This window comes from Borrelia sp. A-FGy1, from assembly GCF_014084025.1.
Classification (GTDB): Bacteria; Spirochaetota; Spirochaetia; order Borreliales; family Borreliaceae; genus Borrelia.
This window is the reverse complement of the sequence record NZ_CP043682.1, coordinates 478,764-494,417: the sequence shown is the minus strand read 5'-3', so window position 1 is coordinate 494,417 and position 15,654 is coordinate 478,764. Positions and strand designations below refer to the sequence as shown.

Genomic DNA, 15,654 nt, shown 5'->3' with positions numbered 1-15,654 from the left:
TGCCTCCAGTCTTACCCAAGTATCAATAATTTAAATATCATTTTCATTCTTTGGTTTACCTTTAAAATTTACATATTCTCTTACAGTCTCTACTAAAATAGCTTTTCCATTATCATCAATTTCAACTATAGCACCATTAAATCCAAGTCCTTCCCAAGATTCAGAAAATCGGTTATACAAAAATCCTTTTAAAAATTTATCTATCTCAAATTCAGGAACATATCCAATGACACTATTTAAACTGCCAACTCTACCAAGATCAGTAATAACTGCAGTATTATCTAAAATTCTAAGATCAGCTGTCAATACTCTTCTGCCAATACCAAAACAAACACTAACTCTAGATTTCAAATAAAAAAACATAGAATTAGTCTCAGCTGTAGTATTTGAATCAAAAAGCACAATTATATTATTGGTATGCAACTTTATTTTCTCGTAAACATAATCAAAAGAAAAAAAAGGACTATTAAAGTTATATTTCGTAATCCCAGTCTGCCCAACAAGTCTAATTACGGCAACCTTACTACCATTAACATTATAAATAAAATAAGAATAACCCTTTATTCTAGCAGCACAATTTAGAGGCTTTAAAATAAAGTTATATTTATCAAGTTCATCACTTAATACAGTTCTTGAAAACGCATTTTCTCCTAAAGTTAAGACATCAACACCATACTTTTTTAGCAAAAAAACATGTCTTTTGTTTAGGCCCCTAAATCCTGTAGTAAAATTATTACCAGATACAACAAAATCTATTTTTCTATTCTTTTTAAAAGTAGACAAAAACTCTTTCGTAACAACAATGCCAGGTTTGCCTACAATTTCCCCAGCAATCAAAACTCGCAAAGCCACTAAAACCTCTCTTTTTATTTATCTAAATTGAAAAATTTAGAAATAATACTTTTTGCAATAATATTTGATAAAAAATAGCTTATGACAATTGAAATAATTATCATAAGCAAAACCAAAATAAACTGGAGAAAAGGAGAAATAATAATATTAAATTTAGCAACAAAAAAAAATTCTAGAAAAAAAACTAAAAGCATTAAAGATAAGTTAGTCAATGAACACAAAATAAAATATAAAATTTTCATAAATTAATGCTTTCTATTCTTTATAAACAAATCATAAATTGCAAATAAACCTATTCCTACAACAACATAACTGTCTGCAAAGTTAAAAGTTGGCCATCTCTGAAGTCCCAAAATGCCAAAAAATTTTATATCCAAGAAATCTACAACGCCTAAAGGTCTAAACAATCTATCAATAATATTCCCAATACCGCCAGACAAAATCAATAAAAATGAAATTCTAATTATTTTATTATCTTCTTTTAAAGAAAAACAAAAAACAAAAAATAAAACAACAATAGGAATTACAAGAAAAAATAAATTTTTTAAATTATTATCAATATTAGAACCTATTGAAAATAAGGCTCCAGTATTCCTAACATGTGTTATTTTTAAAAAATCTCCAAAAATAGATAAATATTCAGAATAAAGCTTGACATATTTAACAATTAAATACTTAGATAATTGATCAAAAAAAACTAAAATAGAAATAAATATAAAATTATTAATCATTTTGATTTTATTTATATTCATAAAAAATCCTTATAAATTAGTGTCTTTACTAATAAACTTAATTTGTAATTCTTCACAAGCCCTAAAATAATCCATTAATTTTATCAAACCAAATGTTTCAGTAAAATAATGTCCTGCAAATATTAAATTCACACCATACTCTTCAGCTAAAGAATAAATTTGATGAGAAGTATCCCCTGTTATGAATAGATCAACATCATATTGTAAAGCTTCTTCAAAAAAAGAATATCCAGAACCACTAACAATAGCTACCTTACAAACATGTTCTTTAAATTCTTTATAGTAAAGAATGTGTTTATTTCTTTCCTTAATCTTATTAAGGATCTCAGAAAAATTAAGACTAGAAATAGAAATAATGCCTAAATTAACTCCCTTATAGTTCGCAAAAGGGATAGGATCCCTAAAACCAAGAAAGTCAGAAAAAACCTTGCTATGAGAATAAACAGGATGCGCATCCATAGGTAAATGAAGAGAATAAAGAGCTATTTTGTTATCGATAAGATACTTAACCTTTTTATACATCACAGAAACAATTCTTTCAGATTTCGACCAAAAAATACCATGATGAGTCACCAAAAAATCATAACCCTTAGCTTCCTTTAAAGTCATCATACTCGCATCGACAGCAAAAGCAATATTCCTAACCTTGGACTCCAAATTTCCTACTTGAAGGCCATTAAGGCCTTTGTCAATATTCTCAAAATTTTCTATCTTAAATAACTCATCTAACTTAGATGATAAATCCCTAACATTCAAATCTAAACTCTCCAAATTGCAGCATAACTTCTATTACCTCTAAGTCTTCTATAAGAATAAAGATTATGATCACAATGCGTACAAAGACCCGAATCTTTAATATCTAAATTAAAACTAGAAATTAAGCTTAAATTAAAACTAAAATTATCAAAATATATTTTATCATCTCTATTACAAAAAGATATATTTAATAATTTCTTACTAAATTTTAATTTTGCTTCCTCTAAAAATTCCGAAGAAATCTCATAACAGCATACCCTATTATAAGGTCCAAATACAATTCTCAAATCTTGGAAGTTTGAGCCCATATTTTCAAACATAAGTAACATTTTTAAAATAATAAGCTTGAAACTACCCCTATATCCACTGTGAATAAGTCCAATATAGTTTTTTAAACTGTCAAAACAATATATTGGAAGACAATCTGCATAGTAAGCAAGAAGAGCAACATTATAAGAAGAAGAAACAAGACCATCTCCTTCCTGAAAATTGACAAAATCATCATAGACTTCATGAATAATATTTGTATGCAACTGTTTCAAATATTTTATTTTTTTGCTCTTCGGAATAAAATCTAGGTTATCATTGTTAATATCCTTAATACTCAAATTAAAAGGTTTTTTGGTGTAGACTAACTTAAACCTAGGATCTAATTCAAATTCATAATAAAATTCTCTTTCAACTACTCTCATAATCTAAACCCTTCACCAAGATAAAGCTTTTTAGCTTTTTCACTATTTATAATATAGGAAACATTACCTTCATCAAGTACCTGTCCTTGATAAATAATATAAGCTCTATCTATTATATCAAAAGCATCTCTCACATTATGATCAGTAATTAAAACACCAATATTTTTGCTCTTCAAAATTTTTATTATATTTTTTATATCTCCTATAGCAATAGGATCAATACCTGCAAAAGGTTCATCAAGTAATAAAAAATACGGATTAACTGCTAAAGCTCTAGCTATCTCTGTTCTCCTTCTCTCACCACCAGAAAGAGTATATGCCTTTTGATGCTGTATTCTTTTTATTTCAAATTCTTTAAGAAGATTTACAAGCTTTATTTTACGTTCCGCTTGAGATAAATCTTCTCTTCTTTCAAGAGCAACTAAAATATTATCTTCAACTGTAAGCTCTCTGAAAATAGAAGGTTCTTGTGGTAGATATACAATACCTATTCTTGCTCGCTCATACATATTAAGACCAGAAACATCATAATCATTTATTAAGACGCAACCACTATCAGATTTAATAAACCCTACAATAGTATAAAAAGTAGTAGTTTTTCCAGCGCCGTTTGGACCAAGAAGACCTACAACTTCACCTCTATGAACATCAATAGTAACACCATTAACAGCTATTTTTTCTCCATATTTCTTAACAATATTATCTGCCTTAAGAACAATATCATTAACATAGCCAACATCAAGCCTCTCTTTTATTGATTTTATTCTATTTTTTTTCCTTAGAAACATCTTCTTCTATCTGAGTAAATTTACCTTCAACACTCCCCTCAAGATTATATTTATTAGTTTCTATATTAAAAATTATCCTTGCAGCAGAATAATAATTATCATCTTGATAAATAACTGGAACACCCTCAAGAATAATTTCTTTTTCTTCTTTGTTATAAATACCATTCTCAGCTCTTGCAAAAGTTTCACCTTTATATATTTTAACAGAATACTGCATAACATAAGTGTTTGATTTATGGCCTCCCTCTATCCTCTCGGCCTTAACAACAAGTTCATTTTCTAAATCTTCAAGTTCAACACTTTTTTGAAGATAAAAATTATCCAATTTCCTATTAAAGAATAAAAATTGTGATTTAACATTCATTTTATTTTTATAATCTTCATAATAAACATTTCCACGAGCCTCAATATAAGAACTACCCTCACCATAAATCTCAATCTCATCAGCCCTAAGTTTAAAATCAGATGAAGTCACCTCAGGATTTCCCTTCAAAACAACTCTCCTATAAAGAGAAGACATAATCCCCTGGGAAAAATCTGCTTTAAAAGTAAAATCATTTTTATTTTGTGATTTTTTTTCTTTTTTAGCATACTTAAGCTTATTTTTATCTTGCCCATAACTATTAAAGAAAGAAATAAAAATTAAGAAAATAATGAAAAATTTCATCTTAAAAACCCTTCAATACCAGAATAAAAATAAAAATGATTTTGATTTAAAAAATATGAAAAACTTTTGCCAATTATATTACTATCATCAAATCTAACTAATACTATCTCATTTGGAGGTGAAAACAGCTCCTTGCTATTATCTCTCCATAAAAGTCTATTGGTATTAATCAAGTAATAATTATTCATATCTTCTATTTTTAATTCAACAGAATCTTTCATATCTAAATTTTTGGTAACATGAGAACCCTCTAACTTATTAAATTTACCTGAAATCTTATTATCCAATAAATGATATAAAAATCGTCCATTTTCTATTGTATAAATCTTGTAATCATGAAAATAATTAAAACTTAAAGATTCTAATACGGTTTGTTTCTTTCCTCTTACAATATTATGATAGCTAATTCCCAATATTTGTATTGAAGGAGTTTCTTTAGCAGCTTCTGACCTACCAGAATATTCATTATAATCAAAAGTACAACTTAAAAGCAGCGAAAACATAAAGAAAGTAAATCTTTTCATATAAACACATTGCATAAACTTACAAAGCTTTCTCTAGGCTTTTTAATTAAAAGAACAAATATTAAAATCTTGAAACAACCCTTATTAAACAATTTAAGTAATTATATTTTACATCATTAAATCTAAAAAAATCATTAACTTTCAAATTATCAAAGTTTCTTTTAAATTTGTAATTAACTTAAAATAAATTCTTATTATATCCATAAATACAATCAATAATCAGTAAATATTTCTAAAGTGCCTTATCAATAAAACCTATATTATACTTTTTACCTCTTAAATATTATTAATATAATTTTCATTATTAACAAATTTTATATAATTTTTGAACTAAAAAATCTATACAGATTAAAAGTTTAAAATCAAAAGCTTATCTATTTTTATGAGTAATTCAACATTATTAAAAATATAAATATCATCTTATTACCGATTTAGCTTAATATTCTCATTACCAAAAACTGCAAATTAAAATTAATAATAATAATGCTCAAGTTCATCATCCCTTTTATAAGTTACAATTTCATTTTCTTTAAACCAAATGGGAATCTCACGAAGAGCATCTGCAACATTAGCAGAAGAATGAATGATATTATAAATTGAAAACTTTTTTTCATTTGCATATTTAAAGCTATGATAAGAAAAATCTCCCCTTATTGTACCAGGAGACGCTGTTTTTGGTTCTGTAGAACCACAGAGTTTTCTAACAACCTCAATAGATTCAATACCTTCAATCACAAACGCAAAAACTGGAGAACTCATTATAAAATTAATTAAAGATTTCCAAACAATTTCTCCGTGTCTTATAGCAATATCATTGTATAAATAATGTTTTTCAGCTGTTTTTCTGTCAACTAAAACTATTTTGGTAGCTACAATTTTTAATCCCGCTCTTTCAAATCTAGCAATTACATTACCAATTAAGCCTCTTCTAACACCATCAGGCTTAATAATGCATAGAGTTTTTTGTATTAAAACAGACACAAATCCTCCTTACTTTTGGAATACAAATAAAGTTAATTATAAATTATAATTAACTTTATTAATAAATGTCTATTTCAGAATGGATGAGCTATAAAACTATACATATGATAAAATGGAAAATAATACACTAAAATATTTTGTTAAATTTTAATAAAATATTTTAACAATAAAATAAACATTAAACTCTTAAAAAAATTATTATTTATTTTTAAATAAAGAATTACCAAATAATTTTATATCTTAAACCTTAAACGAAAAGCTCTAAGAGTAGTAATTTTATCTGAACTGCTAATACTTCCCCCAACAGGAAGTCCAGAAGCTATTCTCGTAACACTAATACTTAAACTCTTTAAAATATTATTAATATAGTTGGCAGTTACATCCCCCTCAATGCTAAATTCTGTAGCAACAATTACTTCTCTAGCTCCAAGGTCTCTAACATATCCTAATAATTTATCAAGATTTAATTTATTAGGACCAATGTCCTTCAAAGGATCAAGATGCCCATGCAACACAAAATAAAATCCATCATACTCTTTAGTAGATTCAATAATATCTAAGTCTTGTGGTGTTTCCACAACACAAACTAAATTCTTGTTTCTATTTAAATCTGTACAAATATCACAAAACTCTATCTCTGTAAAGTTATAACAATTCCTACATTTTTTTATCTTAGAATGAAGGTTAATTAAACTTTCACCAAGTTTTTTTGAATATTCCTCATTGTTAGATAATATATCATAAACCATCCGTACTGCAGTCTTTTTGCCTATACCAGGTAACTTAGAAATTAAAGTAATCAAATCTTTTATAACCAACTCTTAAATCCCAAATGGGATAGACCCCATTGCTTTTGTCTTTATTTCTTCTTTAACTTTAGAAATAGCATCATTAAAAGCTAGTTTTAGCATATGTTCAAGTGCTTCATTATCTAGATCATTAAAGAATTCTTCTTTAACTGTAACCTTTTTAACAATGAACTCTCCATTCATTTCAACAATAACAACATCACTTCCTACCCTACCATAAACACTAATTTGAGATATCTCCTTTTTGATATTATCAACATTGTCCTTAAGGTTTGACATATTTTTTAAAAAATCTAGAGGACTTACTGCCACATTCTACTCCTTTACCTCAATTGCTCCAAAAATATTTTTAACTTTAATCACTTCACTTTCAAAGTCATCATCACTATCCTTAAAATGGCTTTGAAACACAACCTCTAACTCAGGGAATTCCTTACAAAACTCAATTTTTATCTCATTTTGATAAATCTTAAGCTGATTATACTCAAATATACTAAAAACCTTATAATAAAGTATGCCATTTTCAATTAAAATCTCTCCAGAATATATCAAGGTTTGCACATACCTAGATACAAAATAAATAAATCTTTCCTTAATCTTATCAATCTCTGCTAATTTATTAAAGTCATTTTTTGTTTCTATAAAAATCTCATCAATTTCATGAGAATCTAAATCTTTAGAAGTATCAGATTCTATATTCAAAGGAATAGGTTCGCTTCTATCTAAATCAAGCTTCACTGAAGTAATACTCTCCGATTCTGCGTTTAAATCAATATTATCTATATTAAAACCAGCCTCACTATATGCCTTATCTTCAATATTTTGTATTTTTTCAATTAAAATATGATTTGGAATATAATATTTAAGCCTGAGTATTTTAATGAAATTAATTTCAAGTTCATATTTAGGATTTACTGAAAACTGTAAATTCCTATAAGTTTCAAGTAAAATACTAATACTTCTCTCAATATGACTTAAATCAAAGCTTAATAATTTTTCTCTTAAACTTTCAGATTTAACTCCCATAAAAGTAAGATTTTTAATATCTAATTTTAAAAATAAAATTTCTCTAAAAAACTCAATTGCATCAATAAGAAATTGTTCACACGAAATTCCCGTCAAAAAAGAAGCGTCTAAGACATGAATCAACCCTTTTAAATCTTCATTAAGAATACTTAATGCTAATTTTTCTAAAAACTCATCGCTAGCCAATCCCATCTTAGTTTTTATTTGTTCAAGTTTTATATCAGAATTACTAAAAGAAACAATTTGATCAAAAAGAGTATAAGAATCTCTTACACTTCCCCCACTCTTATAAGAAATCCATTTTAATGCTTCATCCTCATATTTAATATTATCTTCAAGACAAATTTGCTTTAACATCTCATAAATCTTATCTAAAGGCAAAAGTCTAAAATTAAAATGTTGACACCTACTCTTTATTGTATCTGGAAGTTTATGTACTTCTGTAGTGGCAAAAATAAAAACAATATAAGAAGGAGGTTCTTCTACTGTCTTTAAAAGCGCATTAAAAGCAGAATTTGAAAGCATATGTACTTCATCAATAATATAAATTCTATACTTTGAAGTAGCAGGAGGAAACATTATTTCTTCTTTAATTTGCCTAATATCCTGTACAGAAGTATTTGAAGCACCGTCTATTTCAATAACATCAAGGCTATTATCATTGTCAATAGATTTACAACTGATACATACACCACAAGGAGTGACAGTTGGTCCTGATTTACAATTTAAGCACCTAGCAAAAGCTCTTGCAGAAGTTGTCTTACCCACCCCCCTTGGACCTGAAAATATATAAGCATTTGCTATTTTATTTTTTTCTATTGAATGTTTTAATGTTTCAACAACAAAATCCTGTCCTTCAAGAGAATTAAAATCCCTAGGACGCCTCTTAATGGCAGTACCTCTTGAAGATCTCATCTCACTTCTCCATAAATAAAAACCTTTAATTAAACTTTAGATGGTACATTGTAAAAATTATCAAATATAAAAAGACTACTCTTCAAATATTATAATATACACTGCCAACACTTAATTAAATGTTAACCAAATTAACCAAAAAGAAAACATATATACACAAAAATTTAACCTAAGACTTACGCACTCACTAAGTAATTACTTACCGCTGCTACCTTCCAGTCCTGACGGGATTAGGCAATCCTTAATAGTGCGGATCCTAGGAATCGGAGAGAATGGGATTCGAACCCATGATACACCTTGATGTAACACGCTTTCCAAGCGTGCGCCTTCAACCACTCGGCCATCTCTCCAAATTTGACAAATTCCGTGCCCAAGAGGATTTGAACCTCTGACCTTCAGAACCGCAATCTAATGCTCTATCCAGCTGAGCTATGGGCACAAATGATATTAAATTTATTGTAATAAAAAACATCATTTATTACAATAAATTTAACTTATAAAGTTAAACCAAAATATCTTTTAAGCCCAAAAAATGCAAAATAAATTCATTTATAAAATGAGTAATAAATGATAAAAATCCAATTATTATAGCAATACTCATTTTAATTATATCTTGCTCAAAATCTAAGAAAAATACAAAATCTTCTAACATTAATATTTAATATTAAAACAAAAATAATAAAAGAAACCGACTCTTATTAGAACAATAATATTTTTCACATAGATACCTAATTCCATTGTACCGGTAATAGAATCTTAGCTTGAAGATCTTATATAGAAATGCAATACATACAACAAAAACTAAAAATTAGAAGTAACAAATCTTAAAGAATGTAATCATGAATATTTATATTATTTTAATTTTAAAATATTTACAAACTCAAAACTTAAAATCATATCTATTATTCTATACTCATAGTAAGACAACAAAAGAATATGCAAATGAAATTATAAAATATCATCCTATTTAATCTTAAGGAAAACAAAAAAACAAAAATTTTAGATCTAATTTTAAACATAAATTAGAGTCCTTATTGAAAGTATTAAGAGAACAGGAGAAAAAAAATTTAAAGAATTCATAAAATTTGATATGAGAAATTACTTTTCTAAAAATAAATTTGAAGAAATTTTTAACAAAAATAAATATTATTCTAAAGCAATAGTATAATACCTCTTTTATGATTCACTATAATAAAAAACCATTCAAATAGAAAAGTTGAACTCACACTTTCAGCTGATAAGGATAGCTAGAACTAGCTTATTTTTACCAGTTCTCAAAATTATTAAAAACGGAGAGGGTGAGATTCGAACTCACGGTAGGCGTAAACCTACGACGGTTTTCAAGACCGTAGCATTAAACCACTCTGCCACCTCTCCAAACATAACTACAATTTTAATAAATTAAAGAAATTCTTGTCAAGATAAACATTATAACTAGAATTTCTACGGAGAGAATGGGATTCGAACCCATGGTCCTCTTTTTAAAAGAACAACTTCTTAGCAGGAAGCCCCATTCGACCACTCTGGCATCTCTCCTTGTCACATACTAGTAAATAGTATATTAGACACATCACATTGTCAATAAACAATACAATCATTTGCATTAACAATGAATCTTAAAGTCCCTATAAGCATCAATTAAATCCTTAATCTCTCTAATTGAAACATCCATTTTAATATTCTTAAGCTCATTTAATAAAATTTCTCTATTAATATAAACTTCATCATTGCTAACTTTAAGTTCAATATGTTCATCTTTAATTTTCCAAATATAAGGACAAAGCCTAATATCATAATTAATCAAAAATACAGGATCTTTTAAATTTAAAGAATTATCCATAAAAAATAAATATTCTAATATCCAATTCCCTTTTAAAACTATTGCAAACTCTTCTAGAAGTTCTTCAATTAAAATATCTTCTCTAGCCTCAAGTAACCTTAAAAATTCAGAATAAGTACCTGGATTAAGTTCGCAAAGTTTTTTAATATAAAAATATGCATCTTCAAGATCACGATTTCTTAAAAAAAACAAAAAAGCATAAAAACAAATTAAATCCACATCAGGATAATCTAAGACCATTCTTTCAATAGCTTTTTTAGGAGAAAAATTTAAAAGTTCAACTGTAGCAATATGCATATTGTATATTGTGTAAACATTAGGCAAACTTAAAATAGCCTTTACATAAGATTTAGTAGCTTGCGTCATATTTCCTATTCTATGCAAAATAGTGGCCCTATTATGCCACATATATTTAGAGTAATTAGAATCTGTTAAAAACCTTTCAGAAAGTTTAACCGCATTGCCTATCTCTCCCATAGAATAGAGATAGTACATTAAATAATTAATAACAAGAGCAAGATTAGCACTATAAAAACTTTTATCTATTTCTAAAGGCTTTGCGTTATTAAATGTACAATTATTTTTCAAGAGCCATTCATTTATTTTAATAATAGGATTATCTTTATCTATATCAATAGCCTTAATGAGAATATGATTAGCTTCCTCTCTTCTATTTAATATTTCAAGTAAAACCGCAGCATTATTAACAGCCTGAACAAGACTAGTATTTTGTTCGATAGCCCTTAAAAAACAACTTAAAGAATTTTCATATTCTTTAAGTCCAAAATAAAAAATACCAAGATTATAATTTTCAAAATAACTTAATTTATCTATTTTACCTTCAAATTTACTATCATTTAAAAGATTAATTAAAAATCTATATTCACTTAATATAGGATAAGTATTTAGGACATATAAGAGTGCCTTATAATCTTTAAGTCTGAAGTAAATTAGAGCTTTAAGAGACAGAGAATCAAAATTATCATCAAAAACATCTAAATTAAGAAGAGCATTCTTAAAATCACTCTTCTTATAAAGCTCTAATGCTTTTTCAAAATTCCCACTACTACTATTCATACTTTTTAAATATCTCCATAGGCCTTACAGAAATTTCTTTTGAAAAAGAAGCTTCATTTACAATCTTATCTAAATTATAAGAAGCAACACTAATATAATAAAGCCTTCCATCCTCAAGACCTGTAATCTTAAAGGAAGTTTTATTACCTACATCAATAGGAGATGATATAATACCTTCAGATGCTTTACCATGATAATTTCCAGGACTAACTCCAATATAAATATAATAACCAACAATGCTACTGTTAACAACAGGTATCCATTCAACAAATACTTCTCCTGAACCTGGTACGGCTTTTGTTATAACAGGCGGAAAGGGAGCAGCCTCAGGTACATAAGTAATCATCATATTATAAAGCGATGGACTATCTATAGGGTTACCGCTTGGATAAAATTCAACCTTAATTTGTATATATTTTGCTACATTATCAGCATTAGGAAATCCATCTTTAGGATCAAAATGAATCCAATCCCCAGTTAAATCCTTTTTTATCTCTCCATTCTCATATGACCCATAAAACACTTTATTATCTAACCTATAATAATAAATAATATCTGTATCTTTAGGCTTTTTAGTATCAAAGTCAATAGATAGGATTTGAGAATAATCTTTAGATAGCTTTATTGGCTCAGTAATAATATATCCCTTATTTCTTGAAAAAAAAGCATTGCTCACCTCTTCAAAACTTTTATGAATTTCAAAATTTTCAATAGCTCCCGTAAAGTATTGTCCTAAAGTAAAATCAATAAAATTACCAATGTTTAACAAATAACCAGCGCCCTCTTTTTTATCATTTGTAATATATTCTACAGCTTGTGGAATAGAATCTATTAAATACTCAAGCAGGCCTTCCTTCTGCTTATATCTTATAGTATGCAAATGCCACTCTTTAGGAATAAAGTCATCATCACTCTTTATTTTAACCTTAATAGGAATTCCTTCTTCGTTCAAAAAAACGTTGTTAAAGCGCCAAACAAAAGCCCCATCCTCACTCTCCAACCGAATAGCTTGGTCTAACCAAGAGCCCTTAATATTCTTATATCCATTCCAACTTACAATCATCTCTCCAGTAACAGAAGTAGTACGATATAACCAAAATTGAATAGTAAAATCAGATATTACATTGCCTGAATAAAAAAAAGCCTTCTTTGTTAGTGGCTTAAGCTTAATAGTATTTCTACTTGAATAAAAAATTAAAGAATTACCTGAAATATTATGAAAAGAATTCGAAATTTTCACATTTTCTGAATCAACAAAATAATTTAAAGAAGTATCTTTAAGAAGATTATCCTTCTCAATTTCTAATCTCAAATCAATATTATTAATATCTAGTACACCCTTATGCCTATCTAAATAAATTCCAAGAATGCCTCTATTATCCTTTTCAAAGCTAATATTATGACATTCCTGAATAAACTTAAATCCATCTTTGGAATCTAGAATCAACTTAAGTTCTTGAGAAAAAACATAATAAACACATAAAAAAAATAACAAAAACGTAAAAATAAATTTCATTACAAACCTTCAATTTTTCAAACAAAAAAACAAAGCACTTAATAATTATTTTTATGATACAATATTATATCATAAAAATAAAAATATTATTCCAAAAGGTAATAATAGAAAAATATGATAGGACGTTTACAGTATTTATACAAAAAAGTACAAGACTTTCCAACAACTAGTGGATGTTATAAGATGTATTCTACATCTAATAAAATATTATACATTGGAAAAGCAAAAAATTTAAGAGCAAGACTAAAAAGCTATTTTCTAGAAAGAATTGGACACAGAACAAAAATGTTAATGAGAAATGTAGAAAACATAGAAATAATTACTACAAACAGTGAATATGAAGCCTTACTTTTAGAATGCAACTTAATAAAAGAACATAAACCAGACTACAATATTAAACTAAAAGATGACAAGGGATATCCTATGATAAAAATAACTCGTGAGAAATATCCAAGAGTCTTTAAAACTAGAAAAATAATAAATGACGGAAGTGAATATTATGGACCATATGTTAACGCAAAAAACTTAGATCTAATATTAGATCTTATTAACAAAACATTTAAAACCAGAAAATGCAAAAAAAGTTCAAACACTCCATGTCTTTACTTTCACATGGGACAGTGTCTTGGAGTATGTTACAGAGATGACCTTGAAGAAGAATACAAAAAGGAAATAGACAAAATAAGACTAATACTAAATGGAAACATATCTGAACTTTTAGATGAAATTGAAAGAAAAATGAAAGAAGTAATTAAAAAAGAGAACTTTGAACAAGCAATAAAATTAAAAGAAACTAAAAAATCATTAATAGAGATAAATCAAACTCAAATAATTATAAAAATCAATAAGATGAGTACTGACTACATATACGTATACAAATCAGATATATTCAATGTTATTGTAATATTTAAATATAGAAAAGGAAAATTAGTAGAAAAAGATATCCATTTTGATGAGAGCATATATGAAGAGGATGAATTAGTAGCAGAATTTTTAATCCAATACTATACAGCTATTAATATGATAGTACCTGACAAGATATACATTTTTAAAAATATTGAAACTGAGAACATTGCTAAATTAATAAATGAACTTAAGCACATAAAACCTGAAATAATTTATGAAGAATCTCAAAACAACATAAAAATAATGGAAATGGCAATTTCTAATGCAGAAATCGCATTAAGAGAATATGTTAATGAAAGGCATAAAACACTAGAAAGTCTAAGAATTGTTATTAATATGAAAAAACTTCCAAAAGTAATTGAAGGATTTGACATTTCCCATATTAATGGATACAAAACAGTAGCGTCTTTAATTACCTTCAAAATGGGAAAACCCTTTAAAAACGGATATAGAATTTATAAAATAAATTCATTAAATAATGGAGAAATTGACGATTTTAAGGCAATAAAAGAAGTTATATCAAGGAGATATTCAAAATTAATAAATGAAAACTTAGAACTACCTGATTTAATTTTAATCGATGGAGGAAAAGGCCAATTAAACGCTGCTTATTCTATTTTAAAAAGATTAAAAATTGAAGATAAGATTGCTATTTGCGCTCTAGCAAAAAAAAAAGAAACAATATTCTTGCCAAATAAGGCACAAGGTATTAATCTTGTAGAAGGAAATCCTGCTCTTAAAATATTGCAAAATGTTAGAAATGAAGCACATAGACGAGCGAATGGGTTTAACAGTAAACTACACAGAAAAATAAAACTAAACTATGGCGACTTAGAGGGGATCGGTAACAAACTTGCAAAAAATATCTTAAAAACACTAGGAACATATGAAAATATATTAACTTTAAATGAAAATGAAATAGCTGAAAAGATGAGTATTAACATTAATCTTGCAAAAAAAATAAAAAAATTTTCAGAAAAGAAGCATTTTAAAAATATGAATCCATAAAACAAATTGTTTTTATATACCCACATACTAATCTTACTAAAGCAATTAATATAATATTCATACTCTAAGTTTTTTAAGTTAGCTTTATTATGATTAACTAAAGAATTTTGACCATCCATCCAAGAAGATAATTTTAATAAAACTAATCAAGCAACCTATTTCTCTCAGACATATTTGAAATATTATTTAATAATTCTTATACTCACCAAAATATGTTTTTATGAAACTAAACACATATAAAACTGAAACATAATCCAATTTGCCCCCCAAGCTATTTATAACTTCATTTATTATCTTATCCAATAAACTCTTACGCTCATTTTTTAAATGATTTCTTATATTCTCAACTTTTTTAAATCTATCTAAAACTTTTTATATATAACTTTTAAATTTAATATTTCTAATATCTAATATCAACCTCAAATTTAAAAACATCTTCAGCAATAGTTTTATTGAATTACATATTGTATATAATTAAAAATGATGAGATAAAAAGTAAAACATCTTCAGCTTCTATCCTAAGATCAGAGATTCTTGAAATCATA

Annotated in this window: 14 protein-coding genes, 4 tRNA genes and 1 other RNA gene; 1 reads left to right on the top strand and 18 read right to left on the bottom strand. The window is 26.9% G+C overall.

From position 1 onward, the window contains the following. Positions 1-30: 30 nt before the first annotated feature. The 18 genes from F0310_RS02325 to F0310_RS02240 all read right to left on the bottom strand — a co-directional run bounded on the left by F0310_RS02325 (position 31) and on the right by F0310_RS02240 (position 13,195). Positions 31-852, bottom strand: coding sequence for a YmdB family metallophosphoesterase (locus F0310_RS02325; protein WP_182117350.1), 822 nt, complete (start codon positions 850-852; stop codon positions 31-33). Positions 853-1,097: 245 nt separating this feature from the next. Further along, positions 1,098-1,604, bottom strand: coding sequence for a signal peptidase II (lspA, locus tag F0310_RS02320; RefSeq protein ID WP_182117349.1), 507 nt, complete (start codon positions 1,602-1,604; stop codon positions 1,098-1,100). Between the two features lie 9 nt (positions 1,605-1,613). Next, complete coding sequence (locus tag F0310_RS02315; protein ID WP_182117348.1) at positions 1,614-2,360, bottom strand: Nif3-like dinuclear metal center hexameric protein; 747 nt, start codon at positions 2,358-2,360, stop codon at positions 1,614-1,616. Between the two features lie 2 nt (positions 2,361-2,362). Beyond that, entirely contained in the window at positions 2,363-3,052 is a 690-nt protein-coding gene (gene pgeF / locus F0310_RS02310; protein WP_182117347.1) for a peptidoglycan editing factor PgeF, read from the bottom strand. Next, positions 3,049-3,840 carry an LPS export ABC transporter ATP-binding protein gene (lptB, locus tag F0310_RS02305; RefSeq protein ID WP_182117346.1) on the bottom strand — a complete coding sequence of 264 codons (792 nt, stop codon included), beginning with the start codon at positions 3,838-3,840 and terminating at the stop codon, positions 3,049-3,051. Before lptB ends, pgeF begins: the two co-directional genes overlap by 4 nt. Next, entirely contained in the window at positions 3,818-4,507 is a 690-nt protein-coding gene (locus F0310_RS02300; protein ID WP_182117345.1) for a hypothetical protein, read from the bottom strand. The genes lptB and F0310_RS02300 overlap by 23 nt, the downstream gene beginning before the upstream one ends. Beyond that, entirely contained in the window at positions 4,504-5,031 is a 528-nt protein-coding gene (locus F0310_RS02295) for a hypothetical protein (RefSeq protein ID WP_182117344.1), read from the bottom strand. Before F0310_RS02295 ends, F0310_RS02300 begins: the two co-directional genes overlap by 4 nt. A gap of 471 nt (positions 5,032-5,502) precedes the next feature. Further along, positions 5,503-6,012 carry a nucleoside-diphosphate kinase gene (locus F0310_RS02290; RefSeq protein ID WP_182117343.1) on the bottom strand — a complete coding sequence of 170 codons (510 nt, stop codon included), beginning with the start codon at positions 6,010-6,012 and terminating at the stop codon, positions 5,503-5,505. A gap of 233 nt (positions 6,013-6,245) precedes the next feature. Continuing rightward, positions 6,246-6,830 carry a recombination mediator RecR gene (gene recR, locus F0310_RS02285; RefSeq protein WP_182117342.1) on the bottom strand — a complete coding sequence of 195 codons (585 nt, stop codon included), beginning with the start codon at positions 6,828-6,830 and terminating at the stop codon, positions 6,246-6,248. Positions 6,831-6,833: 3 nt separating this feature from the next. Beyond that, positions 6,834-7,133 (bottom strand): YbaB/EbfC family nucleoid-associated protein, encoded by a 300-nt coding sequence (locus F0310_RS02280; RefSeq protein WP_182117341.1) that lies wholly within the window; start codon positions 7,131-7,133, stop codon positions 6,834-6,836. A 3-nt stretch (positions 7,134-7,136) separates the two neighbouring features. Continuing rightward, positions 7,137-8,762, bottom strand: a complete 1,626-nt coding sequence (gene dnaX, locus F0310_RS02275) for a DNA polymerase III subunit gamma/tau (RefSeq protein WP_182117340.1) — start codon at positions 8,760-8,762, stop codon at positions 7,137-7,139. 164 nt (positions 8,763-8,926) lie between these two features. After that, positions 8,927-9,024: signal recognition particle sRNA small type (gene ffs / locus F0310_RS02270), an RNA gene on the bottom strand. A 2-nt stretch (positions 9,025-9,026) separates the two neighbouring features. Further along, positions 9,027-9,112 (bottom strand) — tRNA-Ser (locus tag F0310_RS02265). A 15-nt stretch (positions 9,113-9,127) separates the two neighbouring features. Then, positions 9,128-9,201 (bottom strand) — tRNA-Arg (locus F0310_RS02260). 851 nt (positions 9,202-10,052) lie between these two features. Next, positions 10,053-10,139, bottom strand: a tRNA-Ser gene (locus F0310_RS02255). Between the two features lie 69 nt (positions 10,140-10,208). Further along, positions 10,209-10,298, bottom strand: a tRNA-Ser gene (locus F0310_RS02250). Positions 10,299-10,365: 67 nt separating this feature from the next. Next, on the bottom strand, positions 10,366-11,679 hold the full coding sequence (locus tag F0310_RS02245; RefSeq protein WP_182117339.1) for a tetratricopeptide repeat protein: 1,314 nt from the start codon (positions 11,677-11,679) through the stop codon (positions 10,366-10,368). Then, positions 11,672-13,195, bottom strand: a complete 1,524-nt coding sequence (locus F0310_RS02240) for a fibronectin type III domain-containing protein (RefSeq protein ID WP_182117338.1) — start codon at positions 13,193-13,195, stop codon at positions 11,672-11,674. Before F0310_RS02240 ends, F0310_RS02245 begins: the two co-directional genes overlap by 8 nt. 114 nt (positions 13,196-13,309) lie before the next feature. Here F0310_RS02240 and uvrC point away from each other — a divergent pair, with 114 nt between their 5' ends. After that, positions 13,310-15,109: an excinuclease ABC subunit UvrC gene (uvrC, locus tag F0310_RS02235; protein WP_182117337.1), complete on the top strand. Its 1,800-nt coding sequence runs from the start codon at positions 13,310-13,312 to the stop codon at positions 15,107-15,109. The last annotated feature ends 545 nt before the right edge of the window (positions 15,110-15,654 follow it).

Coding starts and splice junctions, on each gene's coding strand:
- F0310_RS02295 (WP_182117344.1), bottom strand. CDS start 5,031: ATGAAAAGATTTACTTTCTTTATGTTTTCGCTGCTTTTAAGTTGTACT.
- dnaX (WP_182117340.1), bottom strand. CDS start 8,762: ATGAGATCTTCAAGAGGTACTGCCATTAAGAGGCGTCCTAGGGATTTT.
- F0310_RS02245 (WP_182117339.1), bottom strand. CDS start 11,679: ATGAATAGTAGTAGTGGGAATTTTGAAAAAGCATTAGAGCTTTATAAG.
- pgeF (WP_182117347.1), bottom strand. CDS start 3,052: ATGAGAGTAGTTGAAAGAGAATTTTATTATGAATTTGAATTAGATCCT.
- uvrC (WP_182117337.1), top strand. CDS start 13,310: ATGATAGGACGTTTACAGTATTTATACAAAAAAGTACAAGACTTTCCA.
- lspA (WP_182117349.1), bottom strand. CDS start 1,604: ATGAATATAAATAAAATCAAAATGATTAATAATTTTATATTTATTTCT.
- F0310_RS02300 (WP_182117345.1), bottom strand. CDS start 4,507: ATGAAATTTTTCATTATTTTCTTAATTTTTATTTCTTTCTTTAATAGT.
- F0310_RS02240 (WP_182117338.1), bottom strand. CDS start 13,195: ATGAAATTTATTTTTACGTTTTTGTTATTTTTTTTATGTGTTTATTAT.
- lptB (WP_182117346.1), bottom strand. CDS start 3,840: ATGTTTCTAAGGAAAAAAAATAGAATAAAATCAATAAAAGAGAGGCTT.